This window comes from Paenibacillus sp. 32352, from assembly GCF_002042965.1.
In the GTDB taxonomy this organism is placed as follows: Bacteria; Bacillota; Bacilli; order Paenibacillales; family NBRC-103111; genus Paenibacillus_S; species Paenibacillus_S vulneris.
In genome coordinates this window covers 74,311-98,420 of sequence record NZ_MZNT01000017.1, presented here as the reverse complement: position 1 = coordinate 98,420, position 24,110 = coordinate 74,311, and the positions used below count along the sequence as shown (strand labels likewise).

The 24,110-nt window shown below is 45.2% G+C and carries 25 protein-coding genes; all 25 read right to left on the bottom strand.

Annotated features, from left to right (window positions below):
* Window positions 1–98 precede the first annotated feature (98 nt).
* The 25 genes from B1728_RS30855 to B1728_RS30735 all read right to left on the bottom strand — a co-directional run bounded on the left by B1728_RS30855 (window position 99) and on the right by B1728_RS30735 (window position 24,023).
* Window positions 99–296, bottom strand: coding sequence for a cold shock domain-containing protein (locus tag B1728_RS30855; RefSeq protein WP_079914265.1), 198 nt, complete (start codon window positions 294–296; stop codon window positions 99–101).
* Between the two features lie 346 nt (window positions 297–642).
* Window positions 643–981 carry a flagellar protein FliT gene (fliT, locus tag B1728_RS30850; RefSeq protein WP_079914264.1) on the bottom strand — a complete coding sequence of 113 codons (339 nt, stop codon included), beginning with the start codon at window positions 979–981 and terminating at the stop codon, window positions 643–645.
* Window positions 974–1,369 (bottom strand): flagellar export chaperone FliS, encoded by a 396-nt coding sequence (gene fliS / locus B1728_RS30845; protein WP_079914263.1) that lies wholly within the window; start codon window positions 1,367–1,369, stop codon window positions 974–976. The genes fliT and fliS overlap by 8 nt, the downstream gene beginning before the upstream one ends.
* 24 nt (window positions 1,370–1,393) lie before the next feature.
* Complete coding sequence (gene fliD / locus B1728_RS30840) at window positions 1,394–2,842, bottom strand: flagellar filament capping protein FliD (protein ID WP_079914262.1); 1,449 nt, start codon at window positions 2,840–2,842, stop codon at window positions 1,394–1,396.
* Window positions 2,843–2,860: 18 nt separating this feature from the next.
* A complete protein-coding gene (locus B1728_RS30835; protein ID WP_256865587.1) occupies window positions 2,861–3,238 on the bottom strand; it encodes a flagellar protein FlaG in 378 nt (125 codons plus the stop codon).
* A 93-nt stretch (window positions 3,239–3,331) separates the two neighbouring features.
* Window positions 3,332–5,215: a tetratricopeptide repeat-containing glycosyltransferase family 2 protein gene (locus B1728_RS30830; RefSeq protein WP_079914261.1), complete on the bottom strand. Its 1,884-nt coding sequence runs from the start codon at window positions 5,213–5,215 to the stop codon at window positions 3,332–3,334.
* Window positions 5,216–5,227: 12 nt separating this feature from the next.
* Window positions 5,228–7,279: a glycosyltransferase gene (locus tag B1728_RS30825; protein ID WP_144028062.1), complete on the bottom strand. Its 2,052-nt coding sequence runs from the start codon at window positions 7,277–7,279 to the stop codon at window positions 5,228–5,230.
* A complete protein-coding gene (locus tag B1728_RS30820) occupies window positions 7,230–8,006 on the bottom strand; it encodes a flagellin N-terminal helical domain-containing protein (protein ID WP_079914259.1) in 777 nt (258 codons plus the stop codon). The genes B1728_RS30825 and B1728_RS30820 overlap by 50 nt, the downstream gene beginning before the upstream one ends.
* A gap of 209 nt (window positions 8,007–8,215) precedes the next feature.
* Window positions 8,216–8,449, bottom strand: a complete 234-nt coding sequence (csrA, locus tag B1728_RS30815) for a carbon storage regulator CsrA (RefSeq protein WP_079914258.1) — start codon at window positions 8,447–8,449, stop codon at window positions 8,216–8,218.
* 32 nt (window positions 8,450–8,481) lie between these two features.
* Window positions 8,482–8,913, bottom strand: coding sequence for a flagellar assembly protein FliW (gene fliW, locus B1728_RS30810; protein WP_179136271.1), 432 nt, complete (start codon window positions 8,911–8,913; stop codon window positions 8,482–8,484).
* A gap of 104 nt (window positions 8,914–9,017) precedes the next feature.
* A complete protein-coding gene (locus B1728_RS30805; protein WP_079914256.1) occupies window positions 9,018–9,590 on the bottom strand; it encodes a DUF6470 family protein in 573 nt (190 codons plus the stop codon).
* Between the two features lie 14 nt (window positions 9,591–9,604).
* Complete coding sequence (flgL, locus tag B1728_RS30800; RefSeq protein WP_079914255.1) at window positions 9,605–10,501, bottom strand: flagellar hook-associated protein FlgL; 897 nt, start codon at window positions 10,499–10,501, stop codon at window positions 9,605–9,607.
* Between the two features lie 25 nt (window positions 10,502–10,526).
* Entirely contained in the window at window positions 10,527–12,098 is a 1,572-nt protein-coding gene (gene flgK / locus B1728_RS30795) for a flagellar hook-associated protein FlgK (RefSeq protein ID WP_079914254.1), read from the bottom strand.
* A 33-nt stretch (window positions 12,099–12,131) separates the two neighbouring features.
* A complete protein-coding gene (locus tag B1728_RS30790) occupies window positions 12,132–12,632 on the bottom strand; it encodes a flagellar protein FlgN (RefSeq protein WP_079914253.1) in 501 nt (166 codons plus the stop codon).
* A 30-nt stretch (window positions 12,633–12,662) separates the two neighbouring features.
* On the bottom strand, window positions 12,663–12,935 hold the full coding sequence (gene flgM, locus B1728_RS30785; RefSeq protein ID WP_079914252.1) for a flagellar biosynthesis anti-sigma factor FlgM: 273 nt from the start codon (window positions 12,933–12,935) through the stop codon (window positions 12,663–12,665).
* A 102-nt stretch (window positions 12,936–13,037) separates the two neighbouring features.
* Window positions 13,038–13,463: a flagellar protein gene (locus B1728_RS30780; RefSeq protein ID WP_079914251.1), complete on the bottom strand. Its 426-nt coding sequence runs from the start codon at window positions 13,461–13,463 to the stop codon at window positions 13,038–13,040.
* A 120-nt stretch (window positions 13,464–13,583) separates the two neighbouring features.
* Entirely contained in the window at window positions 13,584–14,381 is a 798-nt protein-coding gene (locus tag B1728_RS30775) for a ComFC family protein (protein ID WP_256865586.1), read from the bottom strand.
* Window positions 14,378–16,264, bottom strand: coding sequence for an ATP-dependent helicase ComFA (locus B1728_RS30770; RefSeq protein ID WP_079914250.1), 1,887 nt, complete (start codon window positions 16,262–16,264; stop codon window positions 14,378–14,380). Before B1728_RS30770 ends, B1728_RS30775 begins: the two co-directional genes overlap by 4 nt.
* Window positions 16,265–16,280: 16 nt before the next feature.
* A complete protein-coding gene (locus B1728_RS30765; protein ID WP_079914249.1) occupies window positions 16,281–16,679 on the bottom strand; it encodes a glycosyltransferase family 2 protein in 399 nt (132 codons plus the stop codon).
* 55 nt (window positions 16,680–16,734) lie between these two features.
* Window positions 16,735–17,460, bottom strand: coding sequence for a response regulator (locus B1728_RS30760; protein ID WP_079914248.1), 726 nt, complete (start codon window positions 17,458–17,460; stop codon window positions 16,735–16,737).
* 3 nt (window positions 17,461–17,463) lie between these two features.
* Window positions 17,464–18,618, bottom strand: coding sequence for a sensor histidine kinase (locus tag B1728_RS30755; RefSeq protein ID WP_079914247.1), 1,155 nt, complete (start codon window positions 18,616–18,618; stop codon window positions 17,464–17,466).
* A gap of 122 nt (window positions 18,619–18,740) precedes the next feature.
* Complete coding sequence (locus tag B1728_RS30750) at window positions 18,741–21,359, bottom strand: stalk domain-containing protein (protein WP_144028061.1); 2,619 nt, start codon at window positions 21,357–21,359, stop codon at window positions 18,741–18,743.
* A gap of 301 nt (window positions 21,360–21,660) precedes the next feature.
* The gene (metK, locus tag B1728_RS30745) at window positions 21,661–22,866 is read right to left on the bottom strand and encodes a methionine adenosyltransferase (protein ID WP_079914246.1); all 1,206 of its coding nucleotides are present in this window, start codon (window positions 22,864–22,866) and stop codon (window positions 21,661–21,663) included.
* Between the two features lie 200 nt (window positions 22,867–23,066).
* Window positions 23,067–23,333, bottom strand: a complete 267-nt coding sequence (locus B1728_RS30740) for an alpha/beta-type small acid-soluble spore protein (protein ID WP_079914245.1) — start codon at window positions 23,331–23,333, stop codon at window positions 23,067–23,069.
* Window positions 23,334–23,420: 87 nt separating this feature from the next.
* Window positions 23,421–24,023 (bottom strand): hypothetical protein, encoded by a 603-nt coding sequence (locus B1728_RS30735; RefSeq protein ID WP_079914244.1) that lies wholly within the window; start codon window positions 24,021–24,023, stop codon window positions 23,421–23,423.
* Between the last annotated feature and the right edge of the window lie 87 nt (window positions 24,024–24,110).

Below are 24,110 nucleotides of genomic sequence, written 5' to 3'. Positions count from 1 at the left end.
ACCCGAAAGATAAAAAAACACCCCGGATCTATTCCAGGGTGTTGTCGCTGCTAATTGTATCGAATAACCATCTATACTAGGGCATTGAAGCCGGATGATTATAGTTTGATAACGTTAGCTGCTTGTGGTCCGCGAGCGCCTTCCACAATATCGAATTCAACCGCTTGACCTTCTTCCAGCGTTTTGAATCCTTCGGATTGAATTGCCGAGAAGTGAACAAATACGTCTCCGCCGTCTTCGCGCTCGATGAAACCGTATCCTTTTTCTGCGTTAAACCATTTTACTTTACCTTGCATGTAAAACATTCCCTTCATTATCAAATAACTGTGGGCATGCCCACAAATCGAATATAGCATCCCCTCTCCACGGATGTCAATTATATCCACGGCTTTTAGCAAAATATTTTGAAAATTCACGTATTAACATGAGGTGAATAAAGTATTCACAAAGAAAAACCGCATCATTACGCGGTTTTTCGACATTTTCTATAAAGTTATACACAAAGTTATGCACATTATCCACAGGGATGGTGGATATATAAAATAAGCTTGTACACATGCCTGGGATTGCCGATTTTTTTCTTCAGATATAAAACAAACAACCCTCGCTTGGGGCAGAAGGTTGTTTTGAAAGGAGCTTCCTCTATTTTTTTTTATCAAAAAACAAGCTTTCCGGAGCATACTTCGCTTCATAACTCGATTTTTGCTGCTTGGCCGCGGTCATTCTATTCAGATTCCCTGAGGCTTCATCCTTTAATTGCTGCATTCGGCGAAGAATCAGAGTATCGTAGCTGAGGATGGATGCCCGTGCGGACTCCAGATATGCTTTATCGAAATGATGCTGCTCATATTGCTGCCGGATGTTTTGTACAAGCTCTTCCCGCGTATCCACAAATTCAACCATTTCCTCGTAGTCTGCCGTTTCCAGTCTGGAAGCCAGTTGGTGGGTAAGCTGCAGCAGCTCGTCTAGGCTATTATCCATGGCTGCGCACAGACCCTGAGGATGCACTAAGCTTCGAGGCCTGAATCCACGTTTCCTTAAGCTCTACTAGATGATCTATAACCTCCAAGGCAGGCTGAATATCTTTCTTGATGTTAGCTTCAATCATTTTCCGGAGGAAATAATCATATAAGTGCAGCAGATCTTTCGAAATAGGATAGGAATGATCAAGAGATGCCACCAATTCATTTATAATTTCCTGGACCCTAATAAAACTGTTGTTAGCCTCTTGATAGTTTTTCTGTTTAACGGCTTCGACTCCCTTTTTGGCGAAACGAATGGCTCCATCGTACAACATAATTAAGAGCTGGGCAGGAGTCATAGTTTGGACAGAAGTCTCCCGATATTTATTGAATGGCGTTTGGATCATTGGGTTCACCTCTTACTTATTCTCTTAACCAAAGCTGGAAAACGAAGACGACTGGGATTGAAATTTATTCATAGCGGTTTCCATAGCCGTAAACTGTTTATAATACCTTGTTTCCATATCATTCAATAGTCTGGTTTGGTTCAAGATATCGTTGTTCAACCTTTTCAGCTGCCGCCCGATCGTGCTCTCTTCTTTCAATACCGCATCCTTGGACGTAGCAACGAAGGAGGTACCTGCTCTTTCAGTAAGTGAATCCAGCGTTTTCTTAAGGTCGTCATACATGCCTTTATTTTTGCTCGTAATTAATGCCGCTACTTTATCCGGTTCCTTTTCAATGGCTTCTCTAAGCTTGGACTCGTCCTTCAAAATCAGTTTGCCGCCTTCGAACCATTGCCCCGTCGTAATGCCTATTTGATCCAATATCGCTTTCTCACCATTAACCATGACTACGGAGGATATGTTGGACCGCAGTTTGGAAATAGCGTCATTTAATATGCTGTCATTATACAGCAAGCCCGTCTTCGCCTTTTCCTCCCACTTCTCGACCTCATCATCCTTCATGGCCTTTTTCTGATCATCCGTTAGTGGCGTAAAGTTCCTGTCATGCTTTTCCTTCACTTTTGTGTTTAAGGTTGACAACAAATCGTTATAGTCGGAGATAAAGGACTTAATCTTCTCGATAACCTGATCGGTATCTACCGCTGTTGTAATGACAGACGGACTGGTTGTTTTAGCGTTGAGCGTAATATCAATTCCGTTAACATTAAAGCTGTTGGTAGGACGTGTCGTTTCAATTCCATTGATTTTAAGCTTGGCGTCGTCACCGACGGTAACATTGGTGAGGTCGAATTTCGCAGAAAAGTTCCCATCACCACCAATGGCAATCTTTCCATCCCCATTGATTTTCCCGGAAACCTTAGAGGTGATGGATAATTTCCCCGTAACCTCGTCATAATATGCGCTCGCGTTGGCAGCCTTATTTTGATTTATTTTTGTAACCAACGATCCTATCGTCTCATCTGTATCAAACTTGATTTCAGATCCATTTATAGTAATTTTAGTCCCGCTAATACCTGCAGCCGTTAATGTGGTTGAAGCTGAATAGGGTTTGTTGCTGCTAGTATCCAGCAAAGCGTTAGTACTTGAAACGGACGCCGTCTTGGCCAATTCTGTAACCTCGATGCTCACACTCCCGGATGTAGCCTGGCTGCTTGCTTTAGCCGTAACGGCATTGGTATCGCCGGTTACCGTAGATTTTTGGGCTTGAAAGGAGCCTGCCAGCGAGTTGTCAAACGTTTTCTTTCTAAACTCAACCAGCTTTAAGTTGATATCTCTAAAGTTCTCCCTCTGCCACTGTAACGTCTGCTGTTTCTGCTTCAGCTTATCCAGAGGAACCCGCTTGGCCGTCATAATATTACTTACAATCTGGTCTATATCCATCCCGGATGCAAAGCCGCTAATTCTTTGTACCATAAGTCACACCTCCACTATTTATCTCCGTTCATCTATTAAAAGCCCTGCAACCTTCATCATGTTGGCGACAAGATCTAGCATTTTCTCAGGGGGGATTTCTCGGATGACTTTGCCTGAATCCTGGTCCAGCACCTTAACCATGACTTGCTTTGTTTCTTCATGAACCGACACTTCTACCATCGTGGTTGGACCTTGCAGTGCTTTCAATGCACGTTCAATGGCCTTTACAATTTGCTCATCACCCGTCGACACGCGGGCTCCTTGTATTTCGGCCTTATGTAAGTCCTTGGAATTAGTAATTGGAGCGCTGCTTATAGGCTCCGCAGCTTTTACAGCAGTCTCTTTACCCGTAAGCGGAATGGAGGAACTACCGTTAAGCGATACATCCGATATCACAGAAATACACCCCCGACAGAACGATATTTACCATTTATATCGGATATACGCTTCTTATTGTTTAGAGATAATTGAAAAATGCCTCATGGACCATCATAATGACTGAATAACGGCTGAAAGCGGGAACCTGTTCTTCATGTCACTTAACAGCTCTCTTGCCTGAGAGGGGGCTTCCTCTAATAACAGCAGTTCGTACAAAGATAAATATACATCGTATGAAGGAGCAGTATGAGCTAATTGCAGGAAAATATGCTTGGCGTCCTCCCTATAGCCGCGCTCTAAACATCGGCTTCCTACAAACTGTTCGATTTCTGCAGTCCTCTCTTGACTCTCAAAGACTGAAACCATAAAGTCAAAGGCCACATCCTTAAATCCGGATTGGTCTAATAGAAGGGCCAACTGATATTGGATATCCAGCCCGCACGATCGAATCAATCCCGATACGTACTCAAAGCAATCAAATTCACCTAATCTGATGCATCTCTCGCATAATGTTAGGAGTACCTGCCCAAGGAAAGCATCCACTCTATCTTGGCTTAGGTTCTCCTTTTTGATAACAGAGATAATCGTTTTGATTTGCTGTTCAGTTAAAAGAGGTATGGTGCGAATCTTCTCCATCATCCTCTCTCCATCAATAAGCAAGGAAAGGAGAATAACGTCTTCAAGATTGTTCTTGTGAAGTCCATCCACCTCGCACCATTTCAATCGTGCTTCTTCATACTGGCCGCTGTATTGTAATCCGCATGCGGTTAGGGCGATATCGTTATGAATGCCATACTGTGTAATATATTCCTGCAAAAGCGGATGTCTATATTTATATAGAAGACCTATTAGTGTCGTTAATTCATCTACCTTTTTTACAGGATAGCAGAAGTTTAGGCATTCCTTTTGAACCTCAAAAGCCACCCCGGCCTTTTGGGCCAATGAAATATAATTTTCCAAACAAGGCATATAGTCTTTCTTTAAATGGAGGGCATGAAACGCGTGCTCTAACGCCCCCTGTAGGTTTCCCTGACTCTCGTACAACCTGGATAGTAAAAAATGGGCAAGATACCCTCCTACTCCCTCTCTTGCTACTTCACCATCCATATCTCCCAATGAAATGCATTTCTTAAAGTACTGCTCTGCATCCTTCCAATACCCCATTTGCTCGAATAGCCTGGCTTGCATAAAGTATAAATCCGTATACTCGGGCCACTGCTGTATTGTACGATTTAACACTGGAATTCCATATTCAGGTTGATGCAGACGGTAATAACAATCCGCCAGATTATAATCGATCTCCATTCCCAGAACATCGATACTTTCCTGATAGCTCATCTCGTTTCTTGCTTTGATGAGAAATTCCAGCGCGAGCTCATTTTCCCCATCCACAAGGTACTGTTTGCCTACATTGTAATAGGCATAGGCCGAGGGAGAGCTGGCCACCTCTTCAAGTAGAATACGGATATTGCGTTCCGCTTTATTTTTGAGGGCATATACATCCTTCCTATAGCCAACATGATGGATCAAAAATCCCGTTTCCTCGATTTCGCTGGAATCCAGCATAATTTGCTCATGAATCTGTCCTGTAAACCGGATTGACGGACTGGACTGAAAGACCCTTAGGATAGACGTTGTTTTGACCATGCCATCTTCCAGCTGATTTCTGACTCTGATCGAGTACCCTTTTTTTTGTGAATGAAGTATATCTTGAATATGACTGCTTTCATCCAAATATTCGTCCGCATCCAATACTAAAATATATGGGCAGGTTGCCTGCTGCAGGGAGTAGTTTCTGGCTGACGCGAAGTCATTCTTCCATGGAAAATGATAAATGCGGGCGCCAAATCGTTCGGCAAGAGCTATGGTATCATCCGTCGACCCCGTGTCTACAATAATGATTTCATCAACCTCGTCCTTAACACTCTTTAGACACCTTTCTATAAAGAGAGCCTCGTTCTTTACGATCATACAAAGCGATACCGTGTTCTTCATTGTGACTCCCCTTTATAAGGATTGAACCCAGGAGGAATAAGAATATTTCTTTTTCATTTCCTGCGCGACTCTTTGAGCGGAGCCACCATTTCCTAAGTGTATATAACATAAATACAATTGCTGATACGATGGGAAATCGTTTCTATGCTTCACCAGCTGCTCGGATAGGCTTGCCGCCTCTTCATAATGACCTGTTCTATACAAAATAGCAGACAAGCCTTGAAGAACATCTGGATGATTAGGGTTGGCATTATAATGCTCTAATAGAAAATCCACAGCCGTATCCTTAAATCCGTAATCTGCTAAAAGCATGGCAAGTTTAATCTGCGTGGCTAAAGAGCATCTCATGATACACGCCGAAATATACTCAAAGATATCAAATTCCCCAAGAACAATGAATTGTTCTGCGATGTTTACCGAATGTGGTTCTATCCAGGAATCTTTCAGGTCCGAAGTTAACGGCTCTCTCTTGATGAAACCTTTGATTAATTTCCAGTCCCGATGGCTCGTGTTAGCCAATGGTCTGCACTTATTCATTAGATCTGTATCCTTAAGAATGAGGGACAAGGTGAGCAGATCGACTATATTATCCGGTTTTATGTCTGGAACCTCTAACCATAAATCCCGGGATTGTTCGTATTTGTGGTCGTATTGGTCAACGACAGCTTTAATTTCTTTATCTAGAGGTTGCCCATCCTTTTCCGTAAAATAATGTGCCATGATAGGATGACGAGCTTCATATATTGCTACAAGCAGCATCTTGATGGTCTCTGCATCTTTACCGCTGTAGGTCTTTTCCAAATGGGTGATAACTTCTTCATGACTGATGTTGGCTTTAAGCATAAGCCGTAAATATAGTTTAATGGCGGGCTGATACACTGGATTACTTTGGATCGCCTCGAAGATAGCCTCGAAGGCCTCCCCGCTTCTTCCCTGTTTATCATAAATGCATGCCAGCCTATAGAAAGATAAATAACCGTTGGCTCCTTCGTTCGCTACTTTCTTTTCGGACCATGGCTGATCACTCAAGCAGTGCTGCAATACAATCTCTGCATCCTGCAAACATCCGTATTCCTCATACAATCTGGCCAATTCATAATGGAAATCCAGGTACAAAGGCTGTCTATCGATAAGTACTTTGGCAAGGGAAATGCCTTCCTCGTAGCGATGCAGGAATCTTAAACAGGTCAGCATATAGCAAAATAGATAATATACGTAGGACATGTTATCGGCTAGTTCATAGGATTTTTTAAAGTAATTGAGCGCTTCTTCATATTTCCTTTGCGACATGCACACTTTCCCCATATTGTACAAGCTGTAGGGGGATGGATTAACTTCGAGCTCTTTGAGCATGATTTCATAGTTACGTTCTATTTTATTTTTTTCCTGCACGGTGTCATCCAGATAACCGAGGTGATTAATTAACGAACTCGCATCTCCGGAGGATAGAGTCAATGAGGGGTCGAGAATGTTCAAATGCTCATGCAATTTTCCAATATAATGGAGTTCTGCGCGATTTTTAAAGAGACGTACGGCTTGATGAGCGAAGGAACCCCCGTCGGATTTGTGATTTTTGATCGTCACACTGTAATAATCTTTGTCGGAGGCTATGTCTTCTTGCAGCGCAGCTCCGTCCTCCAAATACTCATCAGCATCCAATTGGAGGATATAATCGCAGCTTGCTTGCTGGATAGCGAAATTTCTGGCCGCAGAGAAATCATGGATCCATTCGAATGCACTTACCTTGGCATGGAACTCATTGGCGATTTCCAGCGTACGGTCCGTAGAGCCGGTATCCACAATAATGATCTCATCCACAAATCCCTTTACACTATCAAGGCATTTCCTAAGATATCGTTCCTCATTCTTTACAATCATGCACAATGATACGGTAGGTCTCATAAGCTCATTCCTCTTAAGTATGTATTCACCTGAAATATACAGCACTATATCTCTTTCACCGAGAGAAAAAAAGACTTCAGATCGAAATCTGAAGTCTTTAATGACTTTAAGATTAACGCAGCAAGGACAGAACGCCTTGTGGTTGTTGGTTGGCTTGAGCAAGCATAGCTTGGGAAGCTTGAAGAAGAATGTTGTTCTTCGTCAAATTCACCATTTCTTTAGCCATATCAGTATCACGGATACGGGATTCAGCTGCAGTCAGGTTCTCAGTTGTAGTACCCAAGTTGTTGGAAGTGTGTTCCAAACGGTTTTGAAGAGCACCCAGTTGAGCGCGAGCTTTTGCAACTGCATCGATTTGTTTGGTTGCATTGTCAAGGTCAGTAGCACTTGTACCAACACTTGCAATGTTAGTGCCCAATGCAATTTTCAAAGTATCCGAAGAAGTATGGTTGATTTGGATATCTACAGACAAGCTGCTATCCAACAACGCGATATCATTGAACTTGGTGTTAGTTCCAATGTTCGTGATCTCGGATTTCAGAGCTTTCAACTCTTCATCAATGTTCGCTTTGTCAGTAGTGTTGTATGTACCGTTAGCTTTTTGAGTGTACAATTCTTTGATACGAACAAGCATATCACTTACTTCAGTCAAAGCGCCCTCAGCTGTTTGAACCAGGGAGATACCGTCTTGAGCATTGCGTTGAGCTTGCTCCATGGAACGGATTTGACCGCGCATTTTTTCGGAGATGGACAAACCAGCAGCATCGTCAGCCGCACGGTTAATGCGAAGACCGGAAGACAATTTTTCCATGTTTTTGCCGGCAGCTACGTTGTTCGTACCCATTTGGCGATGAGTGTTCAATGCGTTCATATTGTGGTTGATAATCATTGAATTCTTCCTCCTTGAAGTGAAAACCCGCTTCCTTGCGAGTTTATAATATAGCGGTCCATAGCTCGGCCGATCCTATTGAACCGCTTACTATATATATCGTACCATTGTTTTTTCGTTTATAGATGTTAATCAGCTTAATTTCGGGCATATCTGGACAAATATCAACGATTTTCTGCATATTTCTCCTAAATTCATCCCATTATCTCTTATTTCCCTCTTTTTTTGATCATTTCCTTCAATTCCCCTAAATCAGGGCTAGGTAAGGACGCTTCTTCATTGGAATTCTGGATGAGCTCGTATACTTCTTTTCGTAAAACCTCGATATTTCGGGGTGCCTGAATGCCTAGTTTGATGGTATCGCCTTCGGCAGCCAGAACCACGATCTCAATCTGGTCGCCTATCATTAACGATTCACCCTTTTTTCTTGATAAAACCAGCATAGCTTATTCACCTCTCTATTCTTTTATCCATCTCATCCATTAGCAGCAAATAACCTATGTCTGGTTTTGTATGGAGTATTTTGCAAAATCACTTGCTTCCCTAACCGTTCCTTCATATTAATGACCAATGGGGCCAATAAGTTATGAGTGGCGTTTTTGAAATCATCCCGGACTGAAACGATACTCCACACCACAATGTCTTGTTCCAGGCTTGCCTTTAATTCCTCTTTTGCGGTTTCCGACAAGATAAACTCATAGCTTGGTTCAAACAGGAACGGGTCCACGATAATAAAGGAAAGCTCAGGATTCTCCACCGATTGCAGGTAGGATAAGGGCAAATCCGGATCCGGGGTAACGATCGCATACGTTTTCAGTTCCTCGAATCCCGGGATTCCCGTCGGAAATGTAATAAATTCCTGTTCATCAACAGTAATTTTGCCAAGCCTAGAAGAGTCAAGTATCATGAAGGACATCCCTTTCCATTTTAACCTTATCTTTTATAAAATTATCATTATTCTTACGTAAAAAACAAAAACTACAGATTGTAATAATCTATAGTTTGTAATGTTTATAGCCTTGTGTCAATGACAGGCGGTATAATATCCAGTTTGGGAGACTGCTCCATATAAATATCCAGCTTTCCCCGCACATAATTAATTTCCGGCTTATTCACTTGACTTTGTATATTCAGCTTTCCTTCTACAAATTGAATATCCGGCTTATGGGGGATGTACTCGATATCCACGTTATCATATGAAGCCTCTCCCATATACTCGATAGAAGGCTGGGGTTCGAAAGCATTCTCAAACGCGATATCTGCTAATGGGTTACCGGGCACGTTCAGTGCCGCCATACGATTGCCATCCTGTACGATCTTGGCTATGGCCTGTAAAAGAATACCGTCCATCTGGGAATAGATTCGATTGGTGAATTCAGCAGGCTTGCCTCCATTTAATGCACTCCATGCTCTGTCTTGATTAATATGAAGTTCGCCTTGAGGCGAGTTAACTTCATATCTGGATGGAGTGGTCTGGATATCTAACGTTGCCTTGGACTGATGAATTTCATAATGCCCTAAATCCGCATCAATACCGATTCGGCCAAACTGCTGACGCATATCGATCTGGGGGAATGGAATCAAGCCGCGGCCTCCTTTTAACGTAAGAAGTCAACTAACGTCGGAGATATAATTTTGGCGCCTACCGACAAGGAAGCCTGGTATATATTCTCGTTAACCTTGGAATCTACCATAAGCTTGCTGTAATCAGCATCCTCCACTTTGGACTGCAGCCCTTCAATGTTCAGACCGATATCCTTTAAGCGGTTTTCAACAAACTCCAAGCGGTTGACTCTGGCACCAATTTCAGCACGGGTGGAGACAATGGTGTTCATTCTTGAACTAATCTTGTCAAGCGCTGCCGATACCCCGGTTGTATTGCCTAATTCCAGGTCGCTGCTCAATTGTTTTAAAATTTGAAACGCATTATCCGGGTCAGTTCGAGATCCGAAAATTTCATTCCCCGTCAGATTCACAGGCAATTTAATGCCTGCCCCAACTTCGAATGCCACCTCATATGGATCCGTTGTCTCATTCCCGGCGTCTTCCTCTGTATAAGGGGCTTTGTCCGTGGTCTGGCCATTAAAAACAAACTTGCCGTTCAGCTTACTGTTTCCTATAGTGACCAATTGTTTGTATAACTCGTCTACTTCAGCTTTTATACTCTTCAAAGCAGCTTCCGAATTAGTGCCATTTGCCCCTTGTGTTGCCAAATCCGTAGCTCGCAAGAACACTTGGTCCACCTGGTCCAGCATCGTATCGTTGAAATCGAGCCACGATCTGGAGGTATCCACATTTTTGATATATTGATCGTTCGCATCCAGCTCACTGCGATAACGTAAGGAATACGTAATACCCACCGCATCATCGGAAGGCCTATTAATTCTGCGGCCTGTCGACATTTGCTCCTGCATGCTATTCATCCGCATCGTGTTGGTATTCAGGTTTCGTATCAGCTGCATACTCATCATGCTCTGGGTAACTCTAAGCGCCATAATAACCCCTCCTATTTACTGCTTACTATCTTCCTACTACACCCATACCGTTAATTACTTTATCTAGCATCTCGTCAAAGGTCGTCATCGATCTGGCCGCCGCGTTATAGGCATGCTGAAACTTGATCATATTCGCCATCTCTTCGTCAAGGGACACCCCGCTGACGGACTGTCTGCGCTCATCCACCTGATCGACAATAGATTTGGAATTATCGACTTGTCTCTTGGCTTCCGTGGATTGTACCCCTAATTGTCCAATGGTTGCTCTCAGAAAATCATTAATCGTACCGGACTGCAGGACTGACCCGGCAGTGCCTGTTGAATTAAAATCAAACTTCGTATCTTTAAGCTGGGAAACCAGGATAGCAAGCGTGTTGTTACCCGTAATGACTTCTTCCTTGTTAGTCGCAGTGTTCATAGCCGTTCTCATGGATGTCGCTATATTGCTAGGATCAGCCGCAATCGTTGGATTCAACTGAATATTCGCTGCCGTAATAGTCCCGTTACCCTTGGAGGTGAAGAAATCACCTACTTTTTTGGTCGGATCATCGTTAAGGTAGCCCAGCTTATGGAGACCATTCAGACCATTTACCGTAACGGTAAGATCATCCTGCAAAGTTCGCTTATCTCCACTATAAACCGTATCGTTAAAAATGGTTCCTTCCGGGAGAACTGAACCCTTCGGAATCGTTACGGTAATTTTCCCGTTGGCAATCGTGCTTGCCAATGTATCCAGCTGCTTTTGATAATCCGCCACATACCGGTCTCTGGACTGAATCATTCCGTAGATTTCGCCGCTATTAAGGTCGCCTGATGCAGCCGCACTTGTAACTTGGGCTACGGAGGTAAGGGTAGCGGTATTGCCATCTACCAGAACCGTATTCCCCATAGTTATGTTATAGCCTGTATCCGTCTCTTGGACCCTGACATTTACGATCTTGGACAAATTATCTGCCAACAGATCGCGCTGGTCTCTCAGATCATTGGCGCTATCGCCCATGCCTTCAATCCGCTTAATCTCTCTATTTAAATCGGCTACGGTTGAAATAATAGAGTTGACCTGGTCCACTTTAACGGAAATATTCTCCGTCAGGTCGTTGCTCAAATCCGATAGCTGTCTGCTCGTTAAATTCAGAGAATCTACCAGAGCCATGGCATTCTCCCGGACGATCTTTCTTCCTGTAATGTTTTCAGGATCCTTACTTAGATCGGACCAGGACGCCCAGAATTTATCTACAACCGATCGCAAGCCTGAATCGGAGGGTTCATTAATGATGGCCTCTAATTTTTCCAGCGTATCCTGCTGAACGGTCCAGCTGCCCAAGCCTTTATTTTCGTTATAAAATTGATCGTCCAAAAACTTTTCGCGAATTCGCGTGACCGAATCAAACTCTACCCCTTGCCCCATTTGGCCCGGCACATTGCTGCGCATTAGCCCTGGAGCTTCGATCGGTCTGGCCGCAACCATATTAACGACCTGACGAGAATATCCTGCTGTGTTAGCATTAGCAATATTATGGCCTGTTGTTGAAAGAGCAGCCTGCTGCGTAAACAAAGCCCGCTTGGAAATCTCAATACCGCCAAAAGTAGATCGCATCTTTCTTAACTCCCTCCGTCGCTTTCTAAGGCTTTAAGCCTTAGTATCAAATAATCCAGCCCGCTTCGAGCCGTAGGTATTCATTTGCGGATTTTTATACGTATATTCGTCTTCCGGAGGGCCTGCAATAAGGTCCAGAGAATATTCTAGAAAAGCCAGCGAGTGCTCAATCAGCTGCTGATTTAACTGATTCAGCTCTTTAAGCTTGTGAATATTGCCCAATAGCTGCTTTTGCATCCCAAGAAGCGCTTTCTTATCTTCCACATTGAAGATGATTTTCGTCAAGTCGCTAACCGTTACTTTTGGATTCGGCTTATAGCCTTTCTCGATCATGAATTGTCCGATGGCTTCTACACGCTGCTGGTCCAGTTCGCCGATCTGCTTGACGAGCTTGTTTTCCTTGGAAACGATCTGCATTAACTGCTCTACATCGTTCTGGATGAGCACCTGCTTCTTCCGTTCTGCCAGCTCAAGTAAGTTTTCGTGTACGTCGTTCAGCGCCGTCATGATTTGTATCAAAGCCTCAAATGCCATGCTCATCCACCCGTGTATTCAGAATGTTAATCATTTAATAAAAGGAAAAAGCTTCTCCGCCAGCGTCCTGGCATCGACCTTATAGGTACCCGCAGCTACCGATGATTTCAAAGCTTCTACTTTTTCTCTGGCTTTCTCTGCCGCAGCCGGATTTTGCGTCTCCAATAGTTCCTTCGCCTCACTGGATATTTCTACTTGGTCTTTCTTTTTCTGAGTCTTGGTCTTTCCCGCAGCAGCATAAGCCTCTTGGGATTTCATATATTGATTGACCGCACCGACCCGATTGGTACCATTTATCTTCATGCCTATCACCTCGTTTATTCATTAAAATAACCCCACCGAATAAGCGTTATTACTTTTATCGGTGGAGTTATCATGAAAGTTTATATTAAATTGATAATATCATTAGCTGTGGCGGTCCTTCAAACGATCCTTAATATTGAACGACATTCGGTTGGCTTCCTCTTGCAGAGCTTGCTTCCGCTGCTCGTCCTCTTGCATATGGCTCGCATCCTTGGCAAGCCGCTGTCTGCACGACTCACAGATCGTATGTTCACGGATAGGGGCGTTGCATACCTCACAGTAATAGGACATATTGGGATTATTCTTGATGGATATACGCCCTTCACGAATAAACTTGGTAATCTGCTTCACCGGGACCTCCGTTGCCTCGCTAAGCTCGGTTATGGAACAAGAACGCTGCTCGCGCAAATACTTCAAGCATTTCTCATACTGCAGATCGATATCTTTGAGACATTGGCCGCATAAGCCGTAATTGTTCTTGACGTAGATTTTGCCGCAGCGCTGACAGTTATCGACATTCAGACTCATTTCTGAGCTCCCCCCATTGTTAAACATTCGATCGACTTGCTGAATAGGATAATTAGTCATAGTGTATCGCAAGTAGCATGATGTTGTATACTTCATTTTAACAAAATCCGACATCAGATGTCATCTTGCCCAGCTTAACCCGTAAATTTCAATCCCTTTGAGCTCGGTCTGCACCGTTCTGGCGCACTCATTCAGCGTACTTCCGGTCGTATACACATCGTCAACCATATACAGCTTTATATTCGATCGGGCTGCCAGGTCTCGCAAGACATCTTTGGCTGCAGGAAGCACGGCAAAGACTCCCCGCAAATCCCCCAACCGGTCGCCGCGAGTCTTAAAGCTTTGTTTATCCGTGTGCCGGACTCTTTCCAGAATCGGAACAACCGGAAGGCCCACTCTTCTGCCCAGCTCCTGCGCCAGCTGCTCCGCCTGATTAAAGCCTCTTTCGAGCTGTCTGGCCTGGCTCACGGGAACATAAGTGATGAGCTCCAAACCGGGAGTGCGTACCTCTGCCTCCCTTACTTCTTCACTTTTGCGATGCAAATGATAAGCGTGCAGCAGCATGGTGCCGAGAAGCTCCCGGAGCTTTTCATGCCCCCTGTATTTATAAACCGCGAGCCACTCCTTCATCAATGGGCTGTAGCTGACTGCGCTTCGGTTCTGAACAAAATACTGCTCATGCCGCCGCTGGCAATCCGTGCAGTTCTCCGGCCGGCCGCAGCAGCTGCAATGGACTTCTAAGACCCACGGTATAGCTGTCCAGCAGCTATCGCATAACGGGAGCTCTTTTGGAACGCTGTAGTCATGACCGCAGGCCGTACAGATCAGCTTTTGAGGCGAAAGCACCCCCTCAGCTGTCTTCAGAAGCTGCGTCCATTTTTGCTGTATCCAATCCACCGTTCTTGTGCTTGCCCTCACTTAGCATCCGTCCCCTTTGTACGCAAATACCCTTTTTTTCTGGCCATCGCATTCATGCTTTTGATTTGACGAATCGCTTCCACTTGAGCCCGGGTTTTCTCCTTCGCGGCAAAATAGACGTTACCGGCAGGATCGTCGGCAGAACGCCCCGCCCTCCCCGCCATTTGAACCAGGGCAGCAGCGTCAAAGATAGGCTCGTCCGCATCCAAAATCAGCACATCCGATTTGGGGATCGTTACACCTCGCTCAAGTATTGTGGTTGTAACCAGAATGCGGGTTTGCTTGCTGCGGAAATCCATCACTTTCTGGGACCGGTGCTCATCCTTAGAGGAAGTCCCCTCAGTAGCCACCTCCGGAAATGTACGGTTAAGCAGCTCTGTCAAAGGCTCTACCATGTAAATCTTGGGTACGAACACAAATAGCTGTGCTCCTCTTTGTATCGATTCCGTCATGATGCGTACCAAGCTGCCGGATAGGGCAGCTTTCTGAAGTTGCTGGCGTAACGGAGGCGTAGCAAGTAGTGAGGGGACTGGCAGCGGATGCCGATGATAACGGGCCGTTACTTTGACATGAGGCAGCTTACGCCGTGCTGCAGCCTTCTGAAGCGGTACCGGGGGCGTAGCCGATAATAGGATCGTTGCCCCTTCGGCTTTGCATACCTTTTCTGCCGCATACTGCAGCATGGGATTATTATGGTAAGGAAACGCATCCAGCTCATCGATGATTACAAGATCAAAAGCTCGTTCAAATCGCAGCAGCTGGTGAGTTGTCGCAATCGTTATCGGAGCGGTGTCCCACCTCTGCTCGCTCCCCCCGTACAGCGTAACTACGGGAACAGGATCAAACGCTTTTTCCAATCGGGGCTTCAGCTCCAGCACGACATCTCTTCTAGGGGTTGCCACAACGACACGACCGCCTTTGGATACTTTATAGTGGATCATGGGGAAAATCATTTCTGTTTTTCCCGCTCCGGTGACAGCCCAAATAAGAAATTGAGACGGATGATTTGGTTTTTTGTTTAAAGACTTCAATTCATTTCCTTTCAAAAAATGCAACGCTTGTCCCGAAGCTTCGGCTTGAATCTCGCTTAACCCCCATGGAGCAAGATACGATTCCAATGCTTCCTTTCTACCTGATACTCCTTCCCGTACCTGAGCGGCATAATAGGAGGAACGGACGGTAACCGAACAAAACCGCGATCTTCCCATCGTAAGACATTGTTCGCAGTAGGGGCATGGTTGACCGCAGAACATGCAATCTGTCATGACCATACGCTCGGAATCGCCGCCGCACCGATGGCATTGGTAGTTCTCCTTGGTACGCTTCCAGCCCTTGCCCTTCTGCTTTTTAATACCTTGATCCATGATCAAATACCCGTATAAAAAGCCCGCTTGTATGTAAGCCAACGGCGCTGAGGCCGCCGCCTGCAACCCATGGTGCTCCATCAGCTGTTTCACTTCATCGCATAACAAGCTGCGTCCCTGCATGAATTCTACAAACCGGATGAGTTCGTCCGCCTGCAGCGTCACTACCGCTTCCGGTTTCTGCTGATAGGCATCCCACTGCCGCTTTTCACAATCCATAAGCAGCCACTTATCCGAATCGTGTGCAGCCAGCATGGTGATCCCAAGGGATGACGCTTGCTCCGAAATTTTCCTTGTCCATACCGAGGACAGGTCTAGTTCTCTTGCTGTCCATGCCATCGCATTCAGTTTGTCTCTTAGAACTACAGCTTGTCCAAACGAAATGGCCGGCTCCAGCATCCGTATTCTAATCGAATCCGCATACTGACCGAACCAGAACGCCAAATCGACCCGCATGTCTAACGATACATGCCACTTGGCGCCATGCTTGTTAATGACCGCATATAGAACTGCTCTCACCTACATCCATTCATCCTCACATCATTTTGTAAGCGGTTTCCAAACCTTCTGGGTTGGCTAGCCGAACAACTATAACCTGCTTATCTTCATGCTGACGAATCCATTCGTCCCATGATTCCAGCCCCTCAAAGGTGAGGATCTCCAGATTATGCTCCTTGCGGAATTGTTCGGCGATAGCCAACGTTTCGTCCGTCGAGCCTTCATCGGCTATAGTCAAGTGGACGTCCCTGCCTTTAAACCGCGAGAAAAAAAGCAGCGAACGAATGTACCACTCCACCTGATTTTCATTGTTATGTGTAACGAGCAAAAAATGCGTCTCATTCCGACCCGTTCTCCGGCGCCGTCGATAACACCAATGCACCAAGGCAATACTTGCAGCATAGCTGCCAAAGATCCACAGTAACCCTAACATCATCGCGGCTCCCTCCCTTAAGACCAGTATATGCCGCAATGAGTTGGTTGGTTCCTGTTTACAGCGTGACCCAGCCGTTTTTGATGGAAATAATAACCGCCTGTGTCCGGTCATCGACTTCCATCTTCTGCAAAATGCTGCTCACATGATTTTTGACAGTTTTCTCGCTGATATACAAAAATTCCCCAATGGTTTTATTGCTTTTGCCTTCTGCCATCAGCCGAAGCACTTCGGCTTCCCTGCGCGTCAACGGGCTATTGTCCGTATGAACGTATCTGACTCCCGCATCCTTGGCTAGAGTGCCGTTTCCTGCCGTACCCACTTCATCCAGGTAGGTCATTCTGCGCAGCTGATTGATTAGCTTGCCTGTTACTTTGGGATGAATATAGGCATGTCCTGCAACTACGGACCGGATAGCATTAATGAGCGACTCCGCTTCCATATCCTTCAGGAGATAGCCGGATGCTCCTTTACGCAGCGTTTCAAAGACATAGCTTTCATCATCATGAATAGAAAGGATAATGACTTTGATATCCGGAAATATCCCCTTGAGCTTCTCTGTAGCTACTACACCGTTCTCAATAGGCATATTAATATCCATAAGTACGATATCCGGATGCAACGTGTTGCACAGCTCAATAACTTGAATGCCGTCTCCACACTCGCCGACGACCTCCAGATCGTTTTCCATATTGATAATGCGTTTGACCCCTTCACGAAATAATTGATGATCATCCGCCAATACCAGTTTAATGTTGCGTTTTGCATTTCCCGTGATGTCCATTACTTAGTCCTCCTTCGAATCTAATTTGATGGGTATCAACATGGATACTTTAGTGCCCGCACCTTTCGTCGATGTGAGCTCCATTCTGCCCTCCAGCAGCTCTACGCGTTCACGCATCCCTATAATGCCGTAATGGCTCCCTTTTTCGATCTTCTTCTCCACACTGTCGACAAGAAAACCGACGCCGTTATCTGAAACAGTGATTTTCACCATCTGCTGCCGGTAAGTCACTTCCAGCGAAACGTGCGAGGCTTGGGCATGCTTGACCACATTGGAAAACGCCTCCTGCACAAGACGGTAAATCGCAACCTCCATCCCGGAGGGAAGCCTTGTTTCTTTACCAGAAAATTCAAATTGCGTGTTGATTTTTGATTTTTCTTCAAAGTCTTGTACAAATTTCCGCAAAGCAGGAATGAGCCCCAGGTCGTCTAATGCCATGGGCCTAAGATTGAAAATGATTTTGCGAACCTCCTCAATCCCTCCTCTGACTTGGCCCTTCAAGTCCACGAGCTCTTCTTTGACAGACGCATAGGCTTGTTTGGTCAGCATTCTTTCGGCAATTTCCGTTCGCAGTACAACATTCGCCATAGTTTGAGCCAAACCGTCATGTATTTCCCGGGCAATCCGTTTGCGCTCTTCCTCCTGGGCCAAAATAATCTTCAGGCCTAGAAGCTGCCTGTTTTTGGCCGATTCCAACAGCCGGGTTACCTGATTCAAGTCACCGGACAGGTACTCGAGAACTACATTGACCTGGGAGACGACAGCTTCAGCTCTCTCTAATTGTTTATCGACATTTTTTATTCGTTTCGCAAGATCATCCCTTCTTGCCTTCAGGTGAAGCTCCTTCTCCCGATACATAGCGAGCTGGGTTTGCATTTGAGTTGCAAATTCGTAGGCCGTCCGAATGTCATCTTCTTTGAAGCGTTTAAAATCGCGGCTAACCTCGGTCAGCCGAATACGGGCCCTCCGATATTCCAACTCAATGTGGTCAACCATATCTATGGTCTTTCGCGTTTCGTCCATTACTTCCTGCAGCTCGTTGTTCAACGCACTACGCTCTGACCGGACATTTTCACAAATTTCAAATATTTGATATTTGCTGCTTTCCATGACGTCAATTGCATTCTTAATAATGCGGTCCAAAGCGTCCACTTGCATACGTAAGGCCCCTTCTCCAACGATTCCATATACAGGAAGCCTGCACGACCCCGAGTGTCGGACAGGCTCCTAGCAATATAGTACCATATTTATTCAAGTTTGTAAGAGGAGCATGGAACTAATTATTGCAGAGTGATCTGCTGGGTTTTGGCGTCCCAGGTTACTTTCCAGCCGAGATTTTCGGATAAAATGCGCAGTGGTACCATAGTAACATCCTTCATAATTTTGGGTGCCACCTCAGCCGTTATCCGCTTTCCGTTAACGATTAAATCCGGATTATCGATCCAGAGATCGATCATCTTATCCCCACGAATAACAGTGACTTTACGTTCTTTATCATCCCAGCGCACCGTTCCGCCCAACGCATCTGTTACAAAACGAATAGGAAGCAGCGTGTTTCCGCTGACAATAACAGGAGCTTGCTCCAAGGTCATCGTCTTGCCGTTTACCGAAACGGCTGTTTTATTGACTGTTAGGTTCACCGAATTGTTCGGCAGTGCCGGCAGCTGGCCTTTGTACGTGAAGGTAATATCATCGATGCCTATTTTGCCTACGGCCGCACGCTCATCCTGGCCAACCTGATCGTTGTATACATAAACGCTCTTAACGGTAATCGGGAATTTCATATCATATTCCGATAAATCGGCCGAAACTTGCTTCCAGCCTTTCCAGTTGATATTAGGAGCCAGCTCAATATAGTAGATCTTCCCGCTGTTATCTTTGATCTCCGTTCTAAGCGAATTCAGGCTTTCGTCGCCGTTCACTCTCATTTTAATAAATTGCGGCTGGCCTTCGATTTGGATGCCTGTATCCATATCAGCATAAGCCCATCTGCTGCCCGTCGCTTTTGTAAAATCATAATTTAATTCCAAGTACTTATTTTTCGTTTCGGATTCGCGAATATAGACGGAAGTCGTAACCTCCTGCGGAAGCGGACGAGAATTCGTCATCACCGCATTATTATCAAGATCATACCAGACGTTGTCTTTTCCGATTGGGAGGGTCAGCATCGTGCTGTAGCCATCGTAACGGGCAATCAGCTGCAGCTGGGTTGCGCCTGCCAAACTATTTACGGTCAGAACGCCGTTTTTGACCTCTGCCTTCATCCCGTTAACTTCCCATTGGAGCAATTCCGCAGGGACCTCTCTTGATTTGCCTGATTTCGTCGTTGCGATGACAGGAAGCTTGTAAGAACCCCCTTCGGACAAAGCAATATTACTTGCATCAATGGTTAATGAGGCCAGCTGATCCCTGCCTATGACGGGAATATCCGCCGTTTGCGTTCCGGTGCCGGATGTAGCCGTTACCTTGGCTGTACCTAATTGGGTCGGCGTGAACACATTATCTTTAAAGGTCCCCGCATTATTAGGCGAAGCCCAAGTCGCTTGTACACCATCGGAAGCTATCGGATTATAGTATTCATCATAGCCTCTAAATCTTAGTGCAGCTTGCTCATTCAAAAACAAGAAATCCGGTGACTGGATGACAAGGTCCTTCACTTGCCCTTTCGGCGCCGTCGAATAAACCCCTACACCGTTGACTACCTTACGTTGAATCCCTGTTTCCGTTTTATTGATTAGCACCGGATACTCCTCGCCCAGCGGTCTGGCCACCATCTGGGTCGAGCCGCCTCCATCGAGGTTCATACCTTTCCAAACGCCTACTTGAATCATAAACTGCTGCAGCTCGGTCATACTCAAGCCTTTACTGTCTCCGCTGTAATCCGCAGTTACCAGGTAAGCCGTTTTTTGGTCCTGGGAATAGCCGATAGCCGTTCTCGAACGGGTGCAGCATAAGCTGTCAACTTCTCTTGAGAATTCCGCCGGCTTGCCCTCATCTACCAGAATCGTATGGCCGCCAATCATCATTTTAAAGTTTTTCGTATCATACGTTTTGCTAGTATCTTGAGGAAGAATCTGATAGTCGTATTTAAGAGGGTCTCCTACCTTCATATGCGCACGTACAAAATCGGCCGCCTTGCCTGATGCGCGAAGAATGTACCCGTCTTTAGGAGCGATCATATCTATGATCGTGTTATCCGCAATCTTTTGAATAATACCGTTCTGTACCAGTACTTCCGTTGGGACCGTAACTCCATCATTCGATCGGTCGGATTGTCCCCAGGCATTGGTGTACATGAACATAGCGTCTACATGGCTATGCTCGCCGCCCGGCTCAAACCAGTAATACGTCTTATTGATCCCGCCAAGAGGGAAATTAGCGCCATCCTTGGTCGTTACCGATCCTTGAAACGTAAACAGATCTACTACAGGAACGTTATCCTTGGTCAGTGCAAAAGAATAAAACCCTGGTAAATAAGGAGGCGTAGCCATCAGCTGCCCGTTGGCGATTTCAGGTCCCATTGGAACCCCTTCCGCCTGCGTATTGTAGAAATCCCCGTTTACACCGGCCACAGCCTTCGTCTCTGTAGCCATCCCTAGTACACTCTGCTTCTTTGTGAACTGATTGTTCGTTCCCGTCATAACATCCAATTTCACATAGGGGTTCGTCAAATCTACCTCAACGACATTCGCGTTAACAGATATATCTTTTTTATTACGGGTCGATTTCCAAACATATTTTTTCAAAACCGCACCGGACGTTAATATCTCTTGACTTACCATCGTCACAGTCGGTTCGGATGCCGCATATACTTGGGCCGTTGACATAAGAGGCGATAAACAGATCATTGCAGATAAAACGATAGAGGACATTTTCATCCAAGCCTTATGCTTACTCACGTTGCTTTCTCCCTTCTATTTCCCACTCTCCTTTTATTTAGACTCTATTACTATGGAAAAAGTTACGTTTTACTAGAATGAAAAACAGATATTTTAGGACATTATCCGCCATATTTGAACATTTATCGAACAAGATAGAGACTAGGTAAAAAATCTCGCTTCGCCAATTGGAAATTCTCTCAACTTCTCACAATCTATTACTTCTTGAAAGGGATGAGCTACACTCCAAAACAAAAAAAAGCCCGGATCACTAGGAACCAGGCTTTGGTATCGTTTGTCTAACTGTATTCGATTAGGCTGTTTATGCCAAAGCGTCTTGTTTAAGCAGATCTGCTTTGTCCGTACGTTCCCATGGAAGATCCACGTCGGTACGACCAAAATGTCCGTAAGCCGCGGTTTGATTATAAATCGGTCTGCGCAGATCCAATTGCTTGATGATGCCTGCAGGACGCAGATCAAAATGCTTGCGGATCACTTCAACCAATTTCTCTTCAGCTACTTTGCCCGTTCCAAAAGTGTCAACGGAGATCGATACAGGTTGTGCCACACCGATAGCGTAAGCGAGCTGAACTTCACATTTGTCAGCAAGTCCTGCTGCAACCACGTTCTTAGCGACGTAACGAGCTGCATAAGCACCGGAACGGTCCACTTTCGTAGGATCTTTACCGGAAAATGCGCCGCCGCCATGACGAGCATAACCGCCATACGTATCAACGATAATTTTACGTCCAGTCAAACCTGCGTCACCTTGTGGTCCTCCGATAACGAAACGGCCCGTTGGGTTGATGAAATACTTCGTGCTGGCATCAAGGAATTTCTCAGGCACGATTGGCTTGATAACGTGCTCTTTGATATCCGCTTGAATTTGCTCCAAAGTAACGTCTTCACTGTGCTGAGTTGAAACAACAATAGTGTCAACACGTACTGGTGTGTCGCCATCGTATTCAACTGTTACTTGGGTTTTTCCGTCTGGACGAAGGTAAGGCAAGGTACCGTTCTTACGAACTTCAGCCAATCTACGGGACAATTGGTGGGAGATCGAGATAGGAAGAGGCATCAGCTCAGGAGTTTCGTTAACGGCAAACCCGAACATCATCCCTTGGTCGCCTGCTCCGATAGCCTCGATTTGTTCGTCTGTCATTTGACCTTCACGTGCTTCTAGAGCCTTGTCTACCCCTTGAGCAATGTCAGGAGACTGCTCGTTCAATGAAACAAGCACAGCGCAAGTTTTGGAGTCAAATCCGTATTTAGCACGAGTATATCCGATATCTTCAATGGTTTTGCGGGCAATAGCTTGAATGTCGACATACTCGGATTGGCTTGTGATTTCACCGATAACAAGCACCAAGCCTGTAGCAACGGATACTTCGCAAGCTACACGGGCGTTGGGATCATTCTTAAGAAAAGCGTCAAGTACCGCATCGGAAATCTGGTCACAGATTTTATCCGGATGCCCTTCAGTTACGGACTCGGATGTAAATAAACGACGACCGCGAGGAATGGACATAGTATCGACCTCCTAAAGAGTATTTATTAGATAAAAAGTATACATACAAAAAATCAACCTTTTCCTATAGGAAAAGGTTTTGTTTACATGACCTTCTTTATGCTATGTTACTGGATTTGTCGAGGACTGTCAATAAAATTGCATGAGTTCCTACAAAAATTAACAATTGGAATGCCCCGTTGTTTACCTGATTAATGGCACTATAGATTGAGCATCATTTCTTCTGCTTTGCGAATCAAACGGCTTGTAATGGCTCCGCCAACAGCACCAGTATCTCTGGATGCAATATGTCCCCAATAATCCTCTTTTACTGATTGTGCCGGTATGGCACCAAGTTCTGTCGCAAATTCTACATTGGCATTGGCTGCACTCTTCCCAACAGGAAGACCTAATTCAGCCGCAATCTCATACTTCAATACATCCAATGCCTGCTTGCTTTCCGGAACCACTTTCTTGGCTTTTGCCATAAGATCCACCTCCATAAGTGATGTAAACCTAGTTTGTCCACTCACTTAAGGTGCAATCGTATAAACTGTTTACATTATGGGTAAAATTTATGGTGTAACCTTAGAACCGTCAGCATTGGTTAACTTATAGTCGCCGCGAATCATGACGTATATTTCTTGCTTTTGTTTCGGATCCGGCTTAATACCACGGCCTTCTCTTGGAATAATAAGCAGATGGTTGTTCTCAACGGCCGCACCTGCGACGATATCTTTGCCCGAAGTAACATCAGCAATACCGTCGTCTTTGCTGACAGCTATCGTCTTTCCGGTCCGGACAATTATCTCTGTGCCGGCACTTCCATATAAAATCTGCCCTTGTTCTAATTTGATGACTTCCAAGGAAGAGCTGCCGGATGAGCCAGAAGTATCTGGAGCATTATTTGATGATCCGATGGAATTTCCATCAGCCTGTCCTTTTCCCAGCTCCGAACTGATGATTTGTCGTACCTTTTCTTCAGTAATGGATTGCTTGGTCAGCTCGTCCGTTATTTTTTGTTTAATATTTTGTTCCAAATAGCTTTTTGTTATGACAGGATCATCTACGGAACCCGGTTGCACCGATGTATTCGTACCGTCCGCATTCGCGCCCACAATGGTTGCTGCCCATAGCATTAAGGTACTGATGATAATCTTCGTTCGTATCTTGTTCATGCTTCACCTCTTGTATTTTGCTTGGTATGTATTGTAAGTATAGCTTGTTAAGATAAAAAAAAGAAGACCCCGAAGGGTCCTCTTTCT